The 18,370-nt window shown below is 64.1% G+C and carries 20 protein-coding genes; 13 read left to right on the plus strand and 7 right to left on the minus strand.

The features are described from left to right. Window positions 1-123 precede the first annotated feature (123 nt). The 11 genes from uppS (at window position 124) to lpxB (ending at window position 10,717) form a co-directional block, all read left to right on the plus strand. The gene (gene uppS / locus Q0949_RS16125; protein ID WP_299374530.1) at window positions 124-798 is read left to right on the plus strand and encodes a polyprenyl diphosphate synthase; all 675 of its coding nucleotides are present in this window, start codon (window positions 124-126) and stop codon (window positions 796-798) included. Continuing rightward, window positions 795-1,580, plus strand: a complete 786-nt coding sequence (locus Q0949_RS16130) for a phosphatidate cytidylyltransferase (RefSeq protein ID WP_299374533.1) — start codon at window positions 795-797, stop codon at window positions 1,578-1,580. Before uppS ends, Q0949_RS16130 begins: the two co-directional genes overlap by 4 nt. Next, window positions 1,577-2,737 carry a 1-deoxy-D-xylulose-5-phosphate reductoisomerase gene (gene dxr / locus Q0949_RS16135; protein WP_299374536.1) on the plus strand — a complete coding sequence of 387 codons (1,161 nt, stop codon included), beginning with the start codon at window positions 1,577-1,579 and terminating at the stop codon, window positions 2,735-2,737. The genes Q0949_RS16130 and dxr overlap by 4 nt, the downstream gene beginning before the upstream one ends. Window positions 2,738-2,750: 13 nt before the next feature. Continuing rightward, window positions 2,751-4,100 (plus strand): RIP metalloprotease RseP, encoded by a 1,350-nt coding sequence (gene rseP, locus Q0949_RS16140; protein WP_299374539.1) that lies wholly within the window; start codon window positions 2,751-2,753, stop codon window positions 4,098-4,100. Window positions 4,101-4,199: 99 nt separating this feature from the next. Next, on the plus strand, window positions 4,200-4,325 hold the full coding sequence (locus tag Q0949_RS16145; RefSeq protein ID WP_299374542.1) for a hypothetical protein: 126 nt from the start codon (window positions 4,200-4,202) through the stop codon (window positions 4,323-4,325). 208 nt (window positions 4,326-4,533) lie between these two features. After that, window positions 4,534-6,804 carry an outer membrane protein assembly factor BamA gene (gene bamA / locus Q0949_RS16150; RefSeq protein ID WP_299374860.1) on the plus strand — a complete coding sequence of 757 codons (2,271 nt, stop codon included), beginning with the start codon at window positions 4,534-4,536 and terminating at the stop codon, window positions 6,802-6,804. A gap of 4 nt (window positions 6,805-6,808) precedes the next feature. Beyond that, window positions 6,809-7,348, plus strand: coding sequence for an OmpH family outer membrane protein (locus tag Q0949_RS16155; protein ID WP_299374545.1), 540 nt, complete (start codon window positions 6,809-6,811; stop codon window positions 7,346-7,348). Window positions 7,349-7,417: 69 nt separating this feature from the next. Beyond that, window positions 7,418-7,882: a 3-hydroxyacyl-ACP dehydratase FabZ gene (gene fabZ, locus Q0949_RS16160; RefSeq protein WP_299374548.1), complete on the plus strand. Its 465-nt coding sequence runs from the start codon at window positions 7,418-7,420 to the stop codon at window positions 7,880-7,882. Continuing rightward, the gene (gene lpxA, locus Q0949_RS16165; RefSeq protein ID WP_299374551.1) at window positions 7,879-8,667 is read left to right on the plus strand and encodes an acyl-ACP--UDP-N-acetylglucosamine O-acyltransferase; all 789 of its coding nucleotides are present in this window, start codon (window positions 7,879-7,881) and stop codon (window positions 8,665-8,667) included. Before fabZ ends, lpxA begins: the two co-directional genes overlap by 4 nt. Beyond that, window positions 8,667-9,566, plus strand: a complete 900-nt coding sequence (lpxI, locus tag Q0949_RS16170; protein ID WP_299374554.1) for a UDP-2,3-diacylglucosamine diphosphatase LpxI — start codon at window positions 8,667-8,669, stop codon at window positions 9,564-9,566. Before lpxA ends, lpxI begins: the two co-directional genes overlap by 1 nt. Then, window positions 9,563-10,717 (plus strand): lipid-A-disaccharide synthase, encoded by a 1,155-nt coding sequence (gene lpxB, locus Q0949_RS16175; protein WP_299374863.1) that lies wholly within the window; start codon window positions 9,563-9,565, stop codon window positions 10,715-10,717. Before lpxI ends, lpxB begins: the two co-directional genes overlap by 4 nt. A gap of 3 nt (window positions 10,718-10,720) precedes the next feature. Here lpxB and tyrS read toward each other — a convergent pair whose 3' ends face one another. Then, on the minus strand, window positions 10,721-11,962 hold the full coding sequence (tyrS, locus tag Q0949_RS16180) for a tyrosine--tRNA ligase (RefSeq protein WP_299374557.1): 1,242 nt from the start codon (window positions 11,960-11,962) through the stop codon (window positions 10,721-10,723). 64 nt (window positions 11,963-12,026) lie between these two features. Between tyrS and Q0949_RS16185 the strand changes: the two genes are divergently transcribed. After that, window positions 12,027-13,169: an anhydro-N-acetylmuramic acid kinase gene (locus Q0949_RS16185; RefSeq protein WP_299374560.1), complete on the plus strand. Its 1,143-nt coding sequence runs from the start codon at window positions 12,027-12,029 to the stop codon at window positions 13,167-13,169. Here the strand turns inward: Q0949_RS16185 and Q0949_RS16190 are convergent. After that, window positions 13,132-13,548 carry a cupin domain-containing protein gene (locus Q0949_RS16190; RefSeq protein WP_299374563.1) on the minus strand — a complete coding sequence of 139 codons (417 nt, stop codon included), beginning with the start codon at window positions 13,546-13,548 and terminating at the stop codon, window positions 13,132-13,134. The genes Q0949_RS16185 and Q0949_RS16190 overlap by 38 nt on opposite strands. A gap of 39 nt (window positions 13,549-13,587) precedes the next feature. Here Q0949_RS16190 and Q0949_RS16195 point away from each other — a divergent pair, with 39 nt between their 5' ends. Beyond that, window positions 13,588-14,634, plus strand: a complete 1,047-nt coding sequence (locus Q0949_RS16195) for an FAD-dependent oxidoreductase (RefSeq protein ID WP_299374565.1) — start codon at window positions 13,588-13,590, stop codon at window positions 14,632-14,634. On the opposite strand, the gene Q0949_RS16200 is transcribed toward Q0949_RS16195, so the two are convergent. The 5 genes from Q0949_RS16200 to Q0949_RS16220 form a co-directional block, all read right to left on the minus strand. Continuing rightward, entirely contained in the window at window positions 14,622-15,131 is a 510-nt protein-coding gene (locus Q0949_RS16200; protein ID WP_299374568.1) for a GNAT family N-acetyltransferase, read from the minus strand. The genes Q0949_RS16195 and Q0949_RS16200 overlap by 13 nt on opposite strands. Beyond that, window positions 15,128-15,433, minus strand: a complete 306-nt coding sequence (locus tag Q0949_RS16205; protein ID WP_299374571.1) for a hypothetical protein — start codon at window positions 15,431-15,433, stop codon at window positions 15,128-15,130. Before Q0949_RS16205 ends, Q0949_RS16200 begins: the two co-directional genes overlap by 4 nt. A gap of 5 nt (window positions 15,434-15,438) precedes the next feature. After that, entirely contained in the window at window positions 15,439-16,713 is a 1,275-nt protein-coding gene (gene eno / locus Q0949_RS16210; protein ID WP_299374574.1) for a phosphopyruvate hydratase, read from the minus strand. A gap of 67 nt (window positions 16,714-16,780) precedes the next feature. Continuing rightward, the gene (locus tag Q0949_RS16215; RefSeq protein WP_299374577.1) at window positions 16,781-17,656 is read right to left on the minus strand and encodes a DMT family transporter; all 876 of its coding nucleotides are present in this window, start codon (window positions 17,654-17,656) and stop codon (window positions 16,781-16,783) included. A gap of 9 nt (window positions 17,657-17,665) precedes the next feature. After that, window positions 17,666-18,358 carry an NYN domain-containing protein gene (locus tag Q0949_RS16220; protein WP_299374580.1) on the minus strand — a complete coding sequence of 231 codons (693 nt, stop codon included), beginning with the start codon at window positions 18,356-18,358 and terminating at the stop codon, window positions 17,666-17,668. Window positions 18,359-18,370 lie beyond the last annotated feature (12 nt).

Below are 18,370 nucleotides of genomic sequence, written 5' to 3' on the forward strand. Positions count from 1 at the left end.
GGGCCGGAGCTCCGAACAGATTACTGACGCCTAGACCCGCATGGCGGCACACACCAAGACGCATCCAAGGAACACAACATCTCAGACCCCGCACATACAGGCCCGCGCCACGTTGCCATCATCATGGATGGGAATGGCCGCTGGGCCACGCAACGGGGCCGCCCGCGCCTGTTTGGCCACCATGCCGGTGCTCGCCGCGTGCGCGAGATTGTTGAAACCTGCCCGGATATCGGGGTCGAATATCTGACGATCTTTGCCTTCTCGACCGAGAACTGGAAACGCACACAGGTCGAGGTTGCAGGGCTCATGAGCCTGTTTCGCCGCTACATTTCCAAGGAAACGCGCGCCTTGAACGAATTCGGCGCGCGGGTGCGGTTCATCGGCGACCGGGTGCGGCTCGATGCCAAGCTGATTGCGCTGATGGACGAGCTGGAAGTGCTGACATCGCAAAACACCTCTGTGAACCTGACCATCGCGCTGAACTATGGGGGGCGCGACGAGGTGGCGCGCGCCACCAAACGGCTTGCGCAAGACGTGGCGGATGGCAAACTGCATCCCGATGATGTGGATGAAGAAACGCTGCCAAAGTATTTGGACACTTATGTTTTACCTGATCCTGACCTCGTGATCCGCACCAGCGGAGAGGCGCGGATTTCCAATTTCCTGCTGTGGCAATCGGCCTATGCGGAATACGAATTCATCGACACGCTCTGGCCTGATTTCAGCCGCGAGGAATTCACCGGGCTTTGCGCCGGCTACGGCGGACGCGACCGCAGGTTCGGCGGGGTCAAGACATGACGGAAAAGTGGTCGGATCTGGCAACGCGCATGGGCTCGGGCCTGTTGATGGTGCTGGTGGGCGTCTGGGGTATCTGGATGGGCGGCGACGTGTTTCATGTGCTGGTGGCGGCCATCTGCGGGCTGATGGTCTGGGAACTGGTGCGTATGGTGTCGCCAACGCAACCCAGCCTCGCGCTGCAACTGGGGGCGGTGTCCGGTGCCGCGGTGCTGTTGGCGATCTACCTGCCCATCGGGTTTGCCCTGCCGATCCTGCTGGCGCCCTGCATGGTCGGATTGGGGCAGCTGCGCCAGAACCGGTCGACCTACATGATCTTTACCGTGCTGGTCCTGATGGCCGGGTTCGGCATGATGCAGGTGCGCGACGATCTGGGCTTTGGCTGGATGGTCTGGCTGGTGATGGTGGTCGTGGTAACCGATGTGGTCGGCTATTTCGCGGGGCGCGCCATCGGGGGGCCGAAATTCTGGCCACGGGTCAGCCCCAAGAAGACATGGTCCGGCACCGTTGCAGGCTGGATCGGGGCAGGGGTCGTAGGTGCGGTCTTTGCCATCAACACCGAGGCGACGCTGCAACTCATTGGCGTGTCGGTCGCCCTGTCCATGGCCAGCCAGATGGGCGATATCGGCGAAAGCGCCATGAAACGCCGCATGGGGGTCAAGGACAGCTCGTCCCTGATCCCCGGCCATGGCGGCGTGCTGGACCGGTTTGACGGCATGCTGGGCGCGTCCGTGTTCCTGCTGATGCTGGGGCAGGTCGCAGGTTTTCCCGGAGGTGTGCTGTGACACGCCGCGTGTCGATCTTTGGGGCGACGGGGTCGATTGGGCAGAACACCATCGACCTGATTGCGCGCGACCCGGATGCCTATGACGTGGTTGCCCTGACGGGGGCCGCGAATATCGCACAGCTCGCGGCGGATGCGATCCGCCTGCGCGCCGACGTGGCCGTCACCGCCGATGAAACCCGGCTGGACGCCCTCCGCGACGCGCTGGCGGGTAGCGGGGTCGCGGCCGCAGCAGGGCAAACCGCCCTGACCGAGGCCGGGTGCCGCCCGGCGGATTGGGTCATGTCGGCGATCGTGGGTGCGGCGGGCCTCGCCCCCGGCCTTTGTGCGCTGGAACAGGGCGCGACACTTGCGCTTGCCAACAAGGAATCGCTGGTCTGCGCCGGGCAGTTGATCCTGTCGACCGCGCAAGCGCACAACGCGCGTCTCTTGCCGGTGGACAGCGAACATTCCGCCGTATTCCAGGCGCTCGTGGGCGAAGATATGGACGCCGTCGAACGGATTGTCATCACCGCCAGCGGCGGGGCTTTCCGCGACTGGCCGCTGGAAAAACTGGCGCAGGCCACGCTGGATCAGGCGTCGTCGCACCCGAACTGGGACATGGGCCAACGCATCACGATCGACAGCGCGTCCATGTTCAACAAGGCACTGGAACTGATTGAAACGCGGGAATATTTCGGCGTTCGGCCCGATCAGATCGAAGTGTTGGTGCACCCCGAATCCATGATCCACGCGCTGGTGGGGTTTCGCGACGGGGCCTTGATGGCCCATGTGGGCCCGCCGGACATGCGCCACGCCATCGGCTATGCGCTGCACTGGCCCGACCGTCGCGCGTTGCCTGTCGAACGGCTGGATCTGGCGCAAATCGGCGCGCTGACTTTTCGCGCCCCGGACGAGGTGCGCTGGCCCGCCCTGCGTCTGGCCCGCGAGGTGATGGAGCGGCGCGGACTGGCGGGTGCCGTGTTCAACGCGGCCAAGGAAACGGCGCTGGACGGGTTCATCGCCGGCCAGATCGGATTTCTCCGCATGGCGGAAATCGTCGAAGAGGTGCTCGATTCCATCGATCCCAGCCATATTGATGCCCCAATGACACTTGATAACGTCGCCCATGCGGACCAAATGGCACGACAAGCCGCACGCCGCGTGATCGAGCAATAACAGGATAGACCCCTTGGATATTTCGGCCCTGATCCCCGCCTTTGGCGGCTTTGCCTGGACCATCTTTTTCTTTGTCGTGGCGCTCAGCATCATCGTCGCGATCCATGAATACGGCCACTATATCGTGGGCCGCTGGTCGGGCATTCAGGCGGATGTGTTCTCTATCGGGTTTGGCCCGGTGATCTGGAGCCGGATGGACAAGCGGGGCACCCGTTGGCAGATCGCGGCCCTGCCTTTCGGCGGCTATGTGAAGTTTGCCGGTGACGCCAATGCCGCCTCGGGCAAGGACGAGGACGCGATGGCCGAAGCCGCCGCCGATCCCGTCGCCCTGCGCGCCACGATGCACGGAGCGCCGCTTTGGGCGCGCGCGGCCACGGTGCTGGCGGGGCCGGTGTTCAACTTTGCCCTGTCGATCATCGTGTTTGGCATCGTGGGCTATGCCAATGGCGTGATCCGCGACCCGCTCACCGTGGGCGAGTTGCGCCCGCTGCCCGCAGAGGTGCAGGAATTGCAAACCGGCGACGTGGTGCTGGAAATCAACGGCGCGCCGGTGCCCAGCATCAATGACGCGGCCTATGCGACCTTTATGAACACGCTGCCCAAGCAGCCGACGCTTGATTACACGATCGAGCGGGACGGAGAGCGGGCAGTGGTGCAGGGGCCCTATCTGCGGCCCGCGCTGGTCAACGGCGTCAGCCCGCAAAGCGCTGCTGTCGCCGCCGATCTGGAACGTGGCGACGTGATCGTCGCCATCGACGGCGCGCCGATCTTCTCCTTTGGCCAGATCAAGGACGCCGTCGAAGGCTCCGATGGCCGCAGCCTCGCGCTGACCGTATGGCGCGATGGTGCCTTGAGCGAAAAAGTGCTCACGCCGAAACGGGTGGACGAACCGCAGCCCGACGGCGGTTTTGCCACCCAGTGGCGCATCGGGATCGCCAGCGGCAACGCGTTCGAGCCCGCAACCGAAGCACCCGGCGTCGGCGCGGCCATCTCGGGCGGTGTGGCGCAGACCTGGCGCATCATCTCGGGATCGATCTCGGGCCTGGGCCATATGATCACGGGCGCCATCAGCACCTGTAACCTGTCCGGACCCATTGGCATCGCGCAAGTATCGGGCACGATGGCCAGCCAGGGCGTGCAGAGCTTTATCTGGTTCATCGCCGTACTGTCGACCGCCGTGGGCCTCCTGAACCTGTTTCCGATCCCCGCGCTGGATGGTGGGCACCTTGTTTTCTATGCCTACGAGGCCGTTGCCGGCAAACCGCCCAGCGACGGGGCGCTGCGCATCCTGATGGCCGTGGGGCTGGCGCTGGTGCTGTCGCTCATGGTCTTTGCGCTCGGCAACGATATCTTCTGCCCCTAAAAGCGCCCAAATCGCCATCTGCCTCGAATTTGCCACAATTGGCCCCAGTTCACGCCCAATTTGCCTCGTATCCGATATCCCAACACAAAGGATGGAACGATGCAGACGATCCAAAGCGGATACCGGGGCCTGAGCCTGCTGATGATGTTGAATTGGGACCGCGTGTTGCACGCGGGCATGATTGCGACCGCCTTGGCGGCGGGTGCTTGGATCGGCAGCCTCTAGATCGCAAACACCCTTCGGGACGGCCATGACGGCCCGCGGCTTTCGCGGGCCTTTCTTGCTTTTGACAACCCCTCCCAATCCCGTTACTCACATCTGTACTGGATGTCTGAACACGTGGGGCAAAACCATGGGACTGGGGAAATCGGGCGCTTGCGCGCTGGCACTGTCATGCCAGCGGGGCGCTCTTCGAGCATTAATTATTGTGGCACTGATTTCAGTGGCTTGGGTGGGCCAGACGGCCCCGTCTTGGGCGCAGAATTTTCAATTCAGCCGCATTGTCGTGGATGGCAACACCCGTGTCGGTGACGCAGCCATCCTGACGCGGGCAGGAATCGCCCCCGGTCAGACGGTGACAGCCGGACAGGTCAACGACGCGTTGCAAAACCTGCAAACAAGTGGGCTGTTCGAAACGGTATCGGTTGAACCGCAGGGCAGCACGCTGCGCATCACCGTTGTTGAGTTTCCGACCATCAACCGCGTGTCTTTCGAGGGCAACCGCCGGATTGATGATGAAGCGCTTGCCGCCGTGATCCAGAGTCAGGAACGCCGCGTGTTCAACCCGGCGACGGCTGAACGCGACGCCAGCAACATCGCCGAATCCTATACCAATGCGGGCCGGATCGCCGCCCGTGTGACACCGCGCATCATCCGTCGGTCTGACAACCGTGTGGACCTGGTGTTCGAAATCTTCGAAGGGGACGTGGTCGAGATCGAGCGGATCAGCTTTGTCGGCAACCGCGTCTATTCCGACCGCAGGCTGCGCCGGGTCCTGGAAACCAAGCAGGCGGGTCTGTTCCGTGCCGTGATCAAAAAGGACACGCTGATCGAAGACCGCATTGCCTTTGACCGGCAGGTGCTGTCGGATTTCTACAGCTCGCGCGGCTATATCGACTTCCGTACCCTGTCCAGCAATGCCGAACTGACCGAAGAGCGTGACGGGTTCTTTCTTGTCTTCAACGTGCAAGAGGGCCAGCAGTTCAAATTCGGTGATATCACTGTCGTCAGCGAAATGACCGAGGTGGACGCGGACGTTTATCAAGCCCTCGTCAAGGTCCGGCCCGGTGTCGTCTATTCGCCCACACTGGTGGAATCGGAAATCGCCCGGATGGAGGCACAGGCCGTGCGCGACGGTGTTGATTTCCTGCGGGTCGAACCGCGGGTGATCCGCAACGACCGCGACCTGACATTGGATGTTGAACTGGTGCTCAGCCGAGGACCACGGGTGTTTGTCGAACGCATCGATATCGAGGGCAACACAACCACGCTCGACCGCGTCATTCGCCGTCAGTTCGGGATCGCCGAGGGCGACCCGTTCAATCCGCGCGAGATCCGCAATTCTGCCGAACGCATCCGGGCGCTGAACTTCTTTGGCACGGCCGAAGTGAACGCGCGCGAAGGGTCGCGGCCCGACCAGGTCATCGTTGACGTCGATGTCGAGGAAAAGCCGACAGGCGCCCTCAATTTCGGTGGTTCGTTCTCGGCTGAGGATGGTTTCGGCCTCGCCATCAGCTTTACCGAGCGCAACTTCCTCGGGCGGGGGCAGACCCTGGGCTTCAGCTTCTCTTCGGCGGAAGAAGCCGAGCAATACGGCATCAACTTTATCGAGCCGGGTTTCCTCGGCCGTGATGTCGCCTTTGGGCTCAACCTGCTTTATTCTGAAAGTGACTCGAGTTTTACCAACTACGACACGGAGTCGCTGCGCTTTCAGCCCAGCCTCACCTTCCCGGTCAGTGAAAACGGTCGGTTGGCCCTGCGCTATACCTATCTGGAAAACCAGATGCTTGCGCGCGATCCAATCGTGCACGGCAACGTGGTTCAGAACGAGATCAATGCAGGCGAACTGGTGTCGTCCTCCATCGGCTATACCTATTCCTACGATTCGCGCACCACGGGTCTGAACCCCAATGCAGGCTATCTTCTGGAATTTGGACAGGATTTTGGCGGCATCGGCGGCGATCAGGAATTCATCCGCACCACCGGCAAAATCGTGGCACAGCGCTTGGCCTTCAACGAAGAGGTCACGCTGCGCGCGTCCCTCGAGGGCGGTATTCTGGCATTCACAGGCGGGACAAGCCGGTCGGTCGACCGCTTTACCGTTGGCCCCCGCATCCTGCGCGGCTTTGATCCGGGCGGGATTGGCCCCCGCGACCTGTCCGCCAGCGGCGAGTCCGACCCCTTGGGCGGTAACCTCTACCTTGCGGCACGGTTCGAGGCGGAATTCCCGCTGGGCCTGCCAGAGGAATTGGGGATTCGCGGCGGCGTTTTCTATGACGTTGGCAACCTGTGGGATCTGGATGACGTGAACCTCGCTGGCGGCTCCGTCGTGGGCGAGGGCGGGTCTTTCCGCCACGTGATCGGGTTCTCGATCTTCTGGGACACGATCGTGGGTCCGCTGCGTCTGAACTTCAGCAACGCGCTGAAGAAAGAGGACTTTGACCAAGAGCAGAAGTTCGACCTCACGATTTCCACGACGTTCTGAGGCCATGGTCGGGGTGCTGCGCCTTGCCTGTGTCGCGCTGGGTCTGCTGCTGGCAGGCTTGGCCATGGCACAGGATCTGCGCAGCCCCATTCTGACCATCGACAGCGAACGCCTCTATCGCGGCAGCGCATTTGGCGAACGCGTGGTGCGCGAGATCGAGGCGCAGACCTCGGCGCTGGCAGACGAAAACCGCCGGATCGAAGAAACGCTCGAAGCCGAGGAGCTGGAGTTGACTGCGCAGCGCGCCGACCTGCCGCCCGAGGATTTCCGCGCGCTTGCCGATGCGTTTGACGCGCGCGTGCAGTCGATCCGGCAGGAGCGTGACGCCAAGAGCCGCGCCATCGCAGACCAGCTGGAGGACAATCGGGACCGCTTTCTGATCGGTGCCGAACCTGTTCTCGAGGCCATCATGCGCGAAGCGGGGGCCGCCGTGATCCTCGAGCGGCGCAGCGTCTTTGTCAGCGCCAACGTGATCGACATCACCGACGCCGCCATTGCGCGGATCGACGCGCTCTTGGGCGACGGGACGACCGCCCCGGACTAGCGCCGCTTGCGGGGCGCTGCCGGTCTTGGTAGGCACGAAGACAACACGCACGAACCAAAGGCCCGATCCATGTCCAATGACCTCCTGACCGCCGATATCGGGTTGATCCAACGCATCCTGCCGCACCGCTACCCGTTCCTGCTTGTGGACAAGGTGATTGATATCGACGGCTATTCGTCGGCCACGGGCATCAAGAACGTGACCATGAACGAGCCGCATTTTCAGGGCCATTTTCCATCCAAGCCGATCATGCCGGGCGTCACCATCGTCGAGGCGATGGCCCAGACGGCGGCTGTCATGGTCGGCACCGCGCTGGACATGGCGGACAAGGAAATGCTGGTCTATTTCATGGCCATCGAGAAATGCAAATTCCGCCGCATGGTCGTGCCGGGCGATGTGTTGATGCTTAAACTGACCACCACACGTGGCAAACCCGGTGCCAAGGTCTGGAAATTCAACGGCGTCGCCGAAGTCGAAGGCGAAATGGCCTGCGAAGTGGACTTTACCGCAATGATGGATTTGCCAGCAGCATGAGCGCAGACCTGATACACCCCTCTGCCGTTATCGAATCCGGCGCACAGATCGATCCCAGCGCGCGGATCGGTCCGTTCTGCGTGATCGGCGCAGACGTAAAGATCGGCCCGGATGTGGAACTCAAAAGCCACGTGGTCGTGACCGGAGACACGCAGGTGGGCGCGGGCACGGTCATCTTTTCCTTTGCCGTGATCGGCGAGGTGCCGCAGGACCTCAAGTTCAAGGGCGAGACCAGCGCGCTGGTCATCGGCAAGCGTAACCGCATTCGCGAACATGTCACCATGAACGGCGGAACCGAAGGCGGCGGCGGCGTGACGCGGATAGGCGACGACGGACTGTTCATGGCCGGTTGCCATATCGCCCATGACGCGCATATCGGCGACAGGGTGATCGTTGTGAACTCTGCGGCCATCGCGGGGCATTGCGTACTCGAGGATGACGTGATCGTTGGCGGCCTGTCCGGCATTCACCAATTTGTGCGGATCGGGCGCGGCGCGATCATTGGCGCGGTCACCATGGTGACCAACGACGTGATCCCCTACGGCCTCGTGCAGGCGCCGCGCGGCGAACTGGACGGGCTGAACCTTGTCGGGCTGAAACGGCGCGGGGTTGCTCGGTCGGACATCACTGCGCTGCGCGCTGCGTTCCAGATGCTGGCGCAGGGCGACGGCACGTTCCACGACCGGGCCGAACGTCTGGGCAACGAAACGGAAAGCGCCTATGTTCGCGAGATCGTGGCCTTTGTGCTGGGCGACAGTGACCGGTCGTTCCTGACGCCGCGGTGATGCTGGCGCTGATTGCAGGGCGCGGTGCTTTGCCTGCCGCTGTTGCGGCAGCGCAAGCGCGCGCGCCCCTGGTCTGTACATTGCTGGGCAATGCGCCTGCGCACCTGCCCGTAGACGTCACCTTTCGGATCGAACATCTGGGCACGTTTATTGATACGCTGCTGTCGCGCGGGGTGACGGATGTGTGTTTCTGCGGCGCCGTGGATCGGCCGCAGGTGGACCCAGGGATGATCGACGCGCGCACCATGCCCTTGGTGCCCGCATTGGCGGGCGTCGGCGGCGCGGGCGAGGACAGCGTTCTGCGCGCCATCATCGCAGTTTTCGAAGGGGCCGGGCTGACCGTGCGCGGCGCGCATGAACTGGCCCCGGATCTTTTGCCGCCAGCGGGCCATCTGACCGCCGCCACCGCGCCGTCCGATCTGGATCTCGGCGCGGCAGAGCGGGTGTCGGAAGAGCAGGCGGCGCAGGATCTGGGTCAGGCCTGCGTCCTGCGCGACGGCGTCGTCATCGCGCGCGAGGATGCGCGCGGCACCGACGCCATGCTTGCCGATCTGATTGCGGCTCAGCCGGGCTATTCCGCACCGACACTCGGTGGTGGCGACCCCCTTGGCGCTGCCATGGATGCCATGGGCGATGCGCTGGATGCTGCCGCCAACTGGCTGTCCGGTCCGGGGGCCGAGGCGCGCGCCAACCGCAGCGGCGGAGTGCTGTTCAAAGCGCCCAAACCGGATCAGGACCGCCGCGTCGACCTGCCCACCATCGGGCCACGCACCGCCATGCAGGCGGCCGAGGCGGGCCTTGACGGCATTGTCATCGCCGCGGGCGGTGTGATCGTGCTGGACCAGCCGCAGGTGCGCCAGATCCTCGACACCATGGGCATGTTTCTTTGGGTGCGTTGAAGGTCTTCATCGTCGCAGGCGAGCCATCCGGCGATGCGCTGGGTGGCGCGCTGATGCGCGGGCTGAACCAGATTGCACCCGGGGTCGGGTATGACGGGATCGGCGGGCCGCTGATGCAGGCGCAGGGGCTGACCAGCCGGTTCGACATGTCCGAACTGTCCGTGATGGGTATTGCCGAGGTTCTGCCGAAATACCGCCACCTCAAACGGCGCATCCGCGAAACGGCCCAAGCCGTGATCGACACGCGGCCCGATGTCCTGATCACCATCGATAGCCCGGATTTCAGCCTGCGTGTGGCCAAGCTGGTCAAGGCCGCAAGCGACGTCCGCACCGTGCATTACGTGGCGCCCACCGTCTGGGCGTGGCGGCCGGGGCGCGCGGCCAAGATGGCAAAGATGATCGACCACGTGCTGGCGCTGTTCCCGTTCGAGCCACCCTATATGGAGGCCGCGGGCATCGCCTGCGATTTCGTTGGCCACCCGGCGGCCAACGCGCCCCGCGCCAGTGCGCAGGAGATCGCGGATTTTCGCGCCCGCCACGGGCTGGACGATGCCAAACCCCTCGTGCTGGTCCTGCCCGGATCGCGGCGCGGCGAGGTGGCGCGCATGGGCCCCGTCTTTGGCGCGGCCCTGGGCCGGATTGCGGCGACGCGTCCCGCGATGCGCATGGTCTTGCCCGTGGCGCCCTCTGTCGCGGATGCGGTCCGTGCACAGGTGGCGACCTGGCCTGTCGCACCGCTGCTGCTTGATCAGGCGGACATGGGCACGGAACAGGGGCAGGCGCGAAAACGCGCCGCCTTTGCGGCGGCTGACATTGCCCTTGCCACATCCGGCACCGTGTCGCTGGAGCTGGCGGCGGCGGGCACCCCGATGGTCAGCGCCTATGATTTCCACTGGCTCAGCCGGATGATCATCAAACGCATGGCCGTGACCGACACGGGCAGCCTGATCAATCACGTGACGGATACGCGCGTCGTGCCCGAAGTGCTGGCCGAGGATTTCACCGCCGACAACGTCGTGGCCGCAGTCGAGACCCTGCTGGCTGACCCGTCACAGCAGGCCGAGGCGATGGAGCTGACGATGAACCAGTTGGGCCGGGGGGGCGAGGATCCGGGCCTGCGCGCCGCGCGTGCCGTGCTGGCCCGGCTGTAGACTTTACCCCAGCTGTACCAGCGCGTGCCGCTTCTTGCCCGCCGACAGCTTTATCGGCTGGCCCAGCATCGACGCATCGACCATCGTGCCCGCTTCGGTCAAAGGCGCGTCGTTCAAGCGCGCACCGCCTTCGGCGATCAGGCGCTTGGCCTCCTTGCCGGACCCGGCCAGCCCCGATTTCACGATCAGCTGCACGATGGACATACCGTCGCCAATCTCGTCCGCGGTCAGCGTCAGTGTCGGCAGGTCATCGCCCACGCCGCCCTTTTCGAACACATCGCGCGCGGTCTGCGCCGCAGCCGCTGCCGCCGCCGCACCGTGCAACAGCGTTGTGACCTCCGTGGCCAGCCGTGCTTTGGCTTCGTTGATCTCGGACCCTTCCAGCGCACCAAGGCGGTCACACTCGTCCAGCGGCAGTTCGGTATAAAGCTTCAGGAACCGACCCACATCCGCATCCGTCGTGTTGCGCCAAAACTGCCAGAACTCGTAAGGGCTCAGCATTTCGGCATTCAGCCACACCGCACCCGACTGCGACTTGCCCATCTTCTTGCCATCCGACGTGGTCAGCAACGGTGAGGTCAGCCCGTAAACCTCGCCCTCGATCACCCGGCGGGTCAGGTCGATGCCGTTGACGATATTGCCCCACTGGTCCGATCCACCCATCTGGAGGATGCACCCATAGCGACGATGAAGCTCCATGAAATCATAGGCTTGCAGGATCATATAGTTGAACTCGAGGAATGACAGCGACTGCTCGCGGTCGAGCCGCGACTTCACACTTTCAAAGCTGAGCATCCGGTTGATCGAGAAATGCCGCCCGATGTCGCGCAAAAAGTCGAGGTAGTTCAACCCATCCAGCCACTCCGCATTGTTGAGCATCTGCGCGCCCGCATCATAGTCGATATAGGCCGAAAACACCTGGCGGATGCCCGCGATATTCGCATCAATCGCCGCCGCATCCAGCAGCGGGCGTTCATCGGCACGAAACGACGGATCGCCGACCTTGGTCGTGCCCCCGCCCATCAGCGTGATGGGGGTGTGCCCGGTCTTCTGGAACCAGCGCAGCATCATGATCTGGATCAGCGATCCCACATGCAGCGACTTGGCCGTTGCATCAAACCCGATATAGGCCGACTGGCCCGGCGTCAGCAGGGTCTCGTCCAGCGACTGCATGTCAGTGCAATCGGCAAGAAACCCGCGGCTCTGCATTACGTGCAGGAAATCGGATCGGGGCGTGTACGTCATTTGGCTTGTCCTTGGCGCGAGCGTCGCGCAGTCTATACGGCGGGTTGGGGCAAAGGAAAAGGCCATGGATAAGGTCCGCGAAAAAGGCCGTGTCGTCCGGGCATTGGGTGCGATGTCGGGCACATCGCTGGATGGGGTTGATGCGGCCGTGATCGACACCGATGGCGTGACGATCCACGGCTTTGGCCCGGCGGGCTATCTGGCCTATGACGCGGGCGCGCAATCGGTCCTGCGCGCGGCACTGGGCCAGTGGTCCGGTCCGACGCTGCCCGCGGCGGCAGAGGTGGTGATGCAGGCGCATCTCGACCTCCTGGCCGATTTCAAGGATGTCGATCTGGTCGGCTTTCACGGCCAGACGGTCGCCCACGCACCGCGCATGCACGGCACCTTGCAACTGGGCGACGGTGCGGCGCTGGCGGACAGGCTGGGAGTGCCCGTCGTTTGGGATTTCCGCAGCGCCGATGTCCAGCTGGGCGGCGAGGGCGCGCCGCTTGCGCCGTTCTTTCACTTTGCCTGCGCCAAGTGGATTGGTGCCGACGCGCCGCTTGCGTTCCTGAATCTCGGCGGCGTCGGCAACCTGACATGGGTCGACCCCGGCCTTGATGCACCGCAGGATCCCGGCGCGCTCTTGGCCTTTGATACGGGACCCGCAAACGCGCCGGTCAATGATCTGATGCAGGAACGGCTGGGCATCCCCTTTGACCGAGACGGTATCATCGCCGCCAGGGGACAGGTTGAAACCGGCGCGCTCGAGCTGTTCCTGGCCGAGCCATTTTTCTCAAGAATGCCGCCCAAGTCGCTGGACCGAAACGATTTTGCCGAAATGGTGGCGCTTGTCCGCGAATTGGGGGATGCCGATGCCGCGGCCACCCTGACAGCCATGTGTGCCGCCGGTGTGGCGCAGGCGATGCAGCATTGCCCGACGCCGCCCACCCGGGTTCTGGTCACGGGCGGCGGGCGTCACAATCCGGTGCTGATGCAGATGCTGGCCGTGTCGCTCGATTGCCCCGTCGCCCCGGTCGAGGCGGTGGGCCTTGATGGTGACATGCTCGAGGCGCAGGCCTTTGCCTATCTCGCGGTGCGCGTGGCGCGCGGTTTGCCCACCTCGTGCCCCGGCACAACAGGCGTGCGGGCGGCGGTGGGCGGTGGCACGGTCAGTGCGCCCAGCCTCAATACGGTATCTCGAACCCCGGCGGGGCCAGCGTAAACCCGTCAAAGGAAAATCCCGGCGACACGGTGCAACTGACCAGCGTCCAGTCGCCGGTGCTGCGTGCCGCCTGCCAATGCCCTTCGGGCACGATCAACTGTGGCGCACCGACATCCAGATCCGGGGTCAGCAGGTGATCCTGTGCCGGGCCTGTTTCCGTGGTGGCCATCGACAGGACCAGCGGCGCACCTGCGTGAAACAACCAGATCTCCGTTGCATCCACCTTGTGCCAGTGGCTACGTTCTCCGGCGGCCAGCAGGAAATAGATGCAGGTCCCAGTTGGCCGCCCGGCATTCTCGGCGATCCAGGTCTGGCGAAAATGCCCGCCTTCTGGGTGCGGCGCCAGATCCAGCCGCGCGATGATCTCTTGTGCGTCCATGGTCAAAGCGTAAGGTCACCCCGCAGGGAGGGCAAGCGCATGAAGGTTGTGATCATTGGCGGCGGCATCATCGGTGCGGCTCTCGCCCACCGGCTGATCAGGGACGGCGCCGATGTGACCGTTCTGGATGCGGGGCTCGGTGCCACGGCGGCGTCCTTTGGCTGGATCAACGCCAGCTTTTTCCTCGATGACGACCATTTTCGCCTGCGCGCCGAAGGAATTGCGGCTTGGCGCCGTCTGGGTGTCGAGATTGCATGGTCAGGCTGTCTGTGTTGGGAGGAGAGCGGCGACGCCTTCGACGCACAGGCGGCGGCACTGCGCGCCCTGGGCTATCCGGTCAAAGAGGTTGATGCGGACTGGATCCGCCGGGCCGAACCGCATCTGCGCGCGCCGGACCGCGCCTTGCGGTTCGCGCAGGAGGGCGTGGCCGCGCCCTCCGCCGTCGCGTGCGACATGTTGTGCGGCGCGAAAGTGGTGCGCGGCCTCGCTGTGACCCACATCACCGAAACCTCCGGGCGCATCACCGGGGTCGCAACCCGCGCCGGTCACATCGCAGCCGACCGCGTCATCGTTGCCGCGGGCACAGCCAGCACCGGTCTGCTGGCCCCACTGGGTGTGCACCTGCCGATGCTGGAGCGCCCCGGTGCCATGATGCGCACCCGTGCGCTGCCGTCCATGCTGGCTCATGTCATGGCCGCACCGGGGCAAGAGCTGCGTCAGGACGCGCAAGGCCATGTCTGGGCGCCCATGGCCGCGCAGCATCAAGGCGATGCGCGCACCTCCATCGACACTCCGCCGGATGTGCTGGCCCAGGAAACGCTGGCGCGGCTGCGCGCGCTGTTGCCCGGTGCCGCGCTGGAATGGGAGGAGGTTCTCTTTGCCCATCGGCCCGTGCCGCAGGACGGCCGCCCGGTGATTGGCCCCTGCGGGCCGTCAGGACTCTTTGCGGCGGTGATGCATTCCGGCGTGACGCTCGCCGCGATTACCGCAGAGACCCTCGTGCCGCAGGTGATGAACGGCGCGCTGAGCAATACGCAGGCGGCGCTGGTGGCGCCCTACGGCGCGGATCGGTTTCAGAGCGGGTGATCGAAGAACCGCAGATGCGGCACAAACGCCGGGTCGGGTTCGTAGAATGGCGCACAGGGGGCAAAGCCCAGCCGGGTATAGAGCGCAATCGCCTCGGCCAGGGGCGCAATCGTGTCCAGCACCATGCGGTTGTACCCGTCATCGCGCGCACGGTTCATCGCAGTTTCCATCAGCGCGCGCCCCGCGCCGGTGCCGCGTGCGCTGTCGTCCACATAGACGCGCTTGATCTCGGTCACGCCGTCCTGGGCCAAGGGGTAGTACATTGCACAACCCACAGTGCGCCCGTTCAGCCGCGCCACAAGTATGTCCCCGCGGGGACGGGCATGGATGCGTGGCAGATCCGCGATCAGCGCGGTATAGCTTTCAACGCCGTAATAGGTGTCGACCATCGGCGGCAGCCCGGCGGAGCGCTCGACCAGCAGGTCACGGTAAGCCCAGCAGAGCCTTTCGAGGTCGGGCATATCCTTTGGCCCCGCGCTGTCGATCACCACGGTCATGAGCAGTACTTGACCACGGCCTCGGCCATTGTGCGCAGCTGGCGGCGGACGCGGGGTTTGGGGCGCAGCTGTTCAACCTTGGCGATGTTGTCGCGGCCCGAGTACCACGCGTCAAAGACCAGCGCGCGGATGTCCGGGTCCAGCACCTGTTCGGCCACGGAATAGTTGCAGCGGCATTGCGCCTGGGTCAGCGGGCCGAGGCGGTCTTCGGCCTGCATCTTGGCGCAGGTTTGTCGTGCGTCCTGCGCGTGCGCAGGCCCGATCAATGCGATCAGGCCAGCGCAGAGGGTTATGACCGCCAAGCGCATCATTTCAGGATGGAAGTACCGGCGTATTGCGCGGTCGCGCCCAGCATTTCCTCGATGCGGATCAGCTGGTTGTACTTGGCGAGCCGGTCGGAGCGCGCGAGCGAGCCGGTCTTGATCTGGCCGCAGTTGGTGGCAACGGCGAGGTCCGCGATCGTGGCATCCTCCGTCTCGCCGGAGCGATGGCTCATCACGTTGGTGTATTGCGCGCGGTGGGCCATGTCGACCGCTTGAAGTGTTTCCGTCAAGCTGCCGATTTGATTGACTTTTACAAGCATAGAGTTCGCACAGCCACGCTCGATCCCCTCGGCCAGACGCGCAGGGTTGGTCACGAACAGATCGTCACCGACCAGTTGGACCTTGTGGCCGATGGCGTCCGTGAGGGCCTTCCATCCGTCCCAGTCGTCCTCGCCCATGCCGTCTTCGATGGAGATGATGGGATAATCGTTGACCAGCGCCTCAAGATAGGCAGCGTTTTCTTCGGAAGAGAGGGTTTTCCCTTCACCTGCAAGGATATACTTGCCGTCCTTGAAGTATTCTGTCGCGGCGCAGTCGAGGGCAAGGTGAATGTCATCACCGGGGGTGTATCCCGCTTTTTCAATGGATTTCAGAATGAAATCAAGCGCATCACGGGTGGAGTTGATGTTGGGCGCAAAGCCGCCTTCGTCGCCGATGCCGGTTGAGAGGCCTGCATCGCTCAGCTCTTTTTTCAGCGTGTGGAACACTTCGGAGCCCATGCGCACGGCCTCGCGGATGTTGTCCGCGGCCACCGGCATGATCATGAATTCCTGAATGTCGATGGGGTTGTCGGCATGTTCGCCGCCGTTGATGATGTTCATCATCGGCACCGGCAGCATCCGCGCCGATGTGCCACCGATATAGCGATAGAGCGGCTGTTGGGTCCAGTCGGCGGCGGCCTTGGCAGCGGCCAGCGATACGCCCAAGATGGCGTTTGCGCCCAGACGGCCCTTGTTGTCGGTGCCGTCCAGTTCGATCATGGCGGCATCAAGTTCTACCTGTTCGGTGGCGTCGATGCCGACCAGCGCCTCTGCGATCTCGCCGTTCACGGCGGCGACGGCGTCCAGAACACCCTTGCCCTTGTAGCGGGCCTTGTCACCGTCGCGCTTTTCCACCGCCTCGTAGGCGCCGGTCGAGGCACCCGAGGGCACGGCCGCGCGGCCCATGGTGCCGTCTTCGAGGGTCACGTCGACCTCGACCGTGGGGTTGCCCCGGCTGTCGAGGATTTCGCGGGCGTGGATGTCGATGATGGTGCTCATGAGGAGGCTCCTTTGACCTAGAGTTAAGCAGCGTTTACCGCGCTGTTGGCGCTAACAACAAGAGGCGTCATGCCGCAGCGCCCCTTTTTACGATCTGTTCGCGCCACAGGGTGTAGAGGCCGGACAGGATGATGATGGCCGCCCCGATCAGGGTCAACAGGCCGGGCGTTTCCCCAAAGAACGTGACACCGATGATCAGGGCAAAGATCATGCGCGAATAGCGGAACGGGGTGACAAACCCGATCTCGCCGATGCGCATGGCATAGGTGATGCCGTAATAGCTGAGCGCGCCGATAAAGACGGCGGCGATGAGGTACATGGTTTGGGCGACGGTCGGGGTGATCGGCACGATGCCGCCCGCATAAAGCAGGATGGCCGAGGCGGGCACGAGCATTAGAAAGGCCATGAACGACAGTTGCAGCGAGCTGACCACCGGTTTGACGCGCCGCGTCGCCAGATCGCGGATGGCCAGGCCCACGACGCCCTGCACGGCAAAGAGCGAGAGCCAATCGAACCCCTGCGTGCCGGGGCGGATGATCAACAGCACACCCACAAACCCGGTCAGGATCGCAGCCCAGCGGCGCCAGCCCACGTCCTCGCCCAGAAAGAGGGCCGCGCCCAGTGTCACCAGCAGTGGCGCGGCCTGAAGGATGGCCGAAGCCGTGGAGAGAGGGATCAGCGCGATGGCTGTCACAAAGCCGAGTGTGCCGATCAGTTCGGCCAGATTGCGCAGCAGGATCGGCGGCGCCAGAAAGGCGCGATCCCAGAGCGACTGGCCCTGCATCCGGCAGAGGATGGCAAAGACCGCCGCACCGCCCAGGCCCAGAAAGCCGATCACCTGGCCCAGGGGCATGGCCCCGGCCAACAGCTTGATCACCGCGTCTTCGACGGCGAAACCGAGCATGGCCAGCACCATGATCGTGGCGCCGCGCAGGTTGTCCATGGAGTGTCCTTACCGCGACAGACGCATCATCAGCTGGTTGCCCTGCTTTTTGGTTTCGACCCCCTTGAGGGCCTGCACCAGTTCCGACAGTTTGCGGTGCCCGTAGGTGCGGGTGTCGAAGTCGGGGTGGGCGTTCTGGATGGCCTGCCCGATCTGGCCCAGCGCGTACCAGTCGTCGTCCTGTTCGATCTTGTCCATTGCGCCTTCGATGAGGGGCAGGGCGGATTTGGGGGCGGCGCGGCTTTTGCTGGTCTGGGTGTCGCCCACGAGGTTTTCGATCAGGATAAAGCGGTTGCAGACGTTGCGCAGCGCCTCTGGTGCCTTGGATTCGCCGATGCCGATGACGGTCAGCCCATCCTCGCGCAGGCGGTTGGCGAGGGCGGTAAAGTCGCTGTCGGAGGACACGATGACAAAACCGTCAAAGCGGCGGCCGTGCAGGATGTCCATGGCGTCGATCACGAGGCCGATGTCGCTGGCGTTCTTGCCGGTGGTGTTGGAGCTGTCCTGATGTGCCACCAGCCCCAGTTCGAGGATGCGGTCGGCCCAGGCCTTGAGCCGCCCCGACGACCAGTCGCCATAGACCCGGCGCAGGGCCGGTTCGCCGATCGAGGTGACCTCGCGCAGGATCGCGTCGGCGAATTTGGCGGGCACGTTGTCGGCGTCGATCAGGACGGCGAGCAGGGGGCGGTCTCGGTTGGCCAAGCGGGCGGTTCC

The organism is uncultured Tateyamaria sp. (assembly GCF_947487805.1).
In the GTDB taxonomy this organism is placed as follows: Bacteria; Pseudomonadota; Alphaproteobacteria; order Rhodobacterales; family Rhodobacteraceae; genus Tateyamaria.

What these genes read in the sequence shown, in the direction of transcription:
- uppS (WP_299374530.1), top strand. Translation starts at nt 124, where the DNA reads ATGGATGGGAATGGCCGCTGGGCCACGCAACGGGGCCGCCCGCGCCTG.
- Q0949_RS16130 (WP_299374533.1), top strand. Translation starts at nt 795, where the DNA reads ATGACGGAAAAGTGGTCGGATCTGGCAACGCGCATGGGCTCGGGCCTG.
- Q0949_RS16145 (WP_299374542.1), top strand. Translation starts at nt 4,200, where the DNA reads ATGCAGACGATCCAAAGCGGATACCGGGGCCTGAGCCTGCTGATGATG.
- Q0949_RS16155 (WP_299374545.1), top strand. Translation starts at nt 6,809, where the DNA reads ATGGTCGGGGTGCTGCGCCTTGCCTGTGTCGCGCTGGGTCTGCTGCTG.
- fabZ (WP_299374548.1), top strand. Translation starts at nt 7,418, where the DNA reads ATGTCCAATGACCTCCTGACCGCCGATATCGGGTTGATCCAACGCATC.
- lpxA (WP_299374551.1), top strand. Translation starts at nt 7,879, where the DNA reads ATGAGCGCAGACCTGATACACCCCTCTGCCGTTATCGAATCCGGCGCA.
- lpxI (WP_299374554.1), top strand. Translation starts at nt 8,667, where the DNA reads ATGCTGGCGCTGATTGCAGGGCGCGGTGCTTTGCCTGCCGCTGTTGCG.
- tyrS (WP_299374557.1), bottom strand. Translation starts at nt 11,962, where the DNA reads ATGACGTACACGCCCCGATCCGATTTCCTGCACGTAATGCAGAGCCGC.
- Q0949_RS16185 (WP_299374560.1), top strand. Translation starts at nt 12,027, where the DNA reads ATGGATAAGGTCCGCGAAAAAGGCCGTGTCGTCCGGGCATTGGGTGCG.
- Q0949_RS16190 (WP_299374563.1), bottom strand. Translation starts at nt 13,548, where the DNA reads ATGGACGCACAAGAGATCATCGCGCGGCTGGATCTGGCGCCGCACCCA.
- Q0949_RS16195 (WP_299374565.1), top strand. Translation starts at nt 13,588, where the DNA reads ATGAAGGTTGTGATCATTGGCGGCGGCATCATCGGTGCGGCTCTCGCC.
- Q0949_RS16200 (WP_299374568.1), bottom strand. Translation starts at nt 15,131, where the DNA reads ATGACCGTGGTGATCGACAGCGCGGGGCCAAAGGATATGCCCGACCTC.
- eno (WP_299374574.1), bottom strand. Translation starts at nt 16,713, where the DNA reads ATGAGCACCATCATCGACATCCACGCCCGCGAAATCCTCGACAGCCGG.
- Q0949_RS16215 (WP_299374577.1), bottom strand. Translation starts at nt 17,656, where the DNA reads ATGGACAACCTGCGCGGCGCCACGATCATGGTGCTGGCCATGCTCGGT.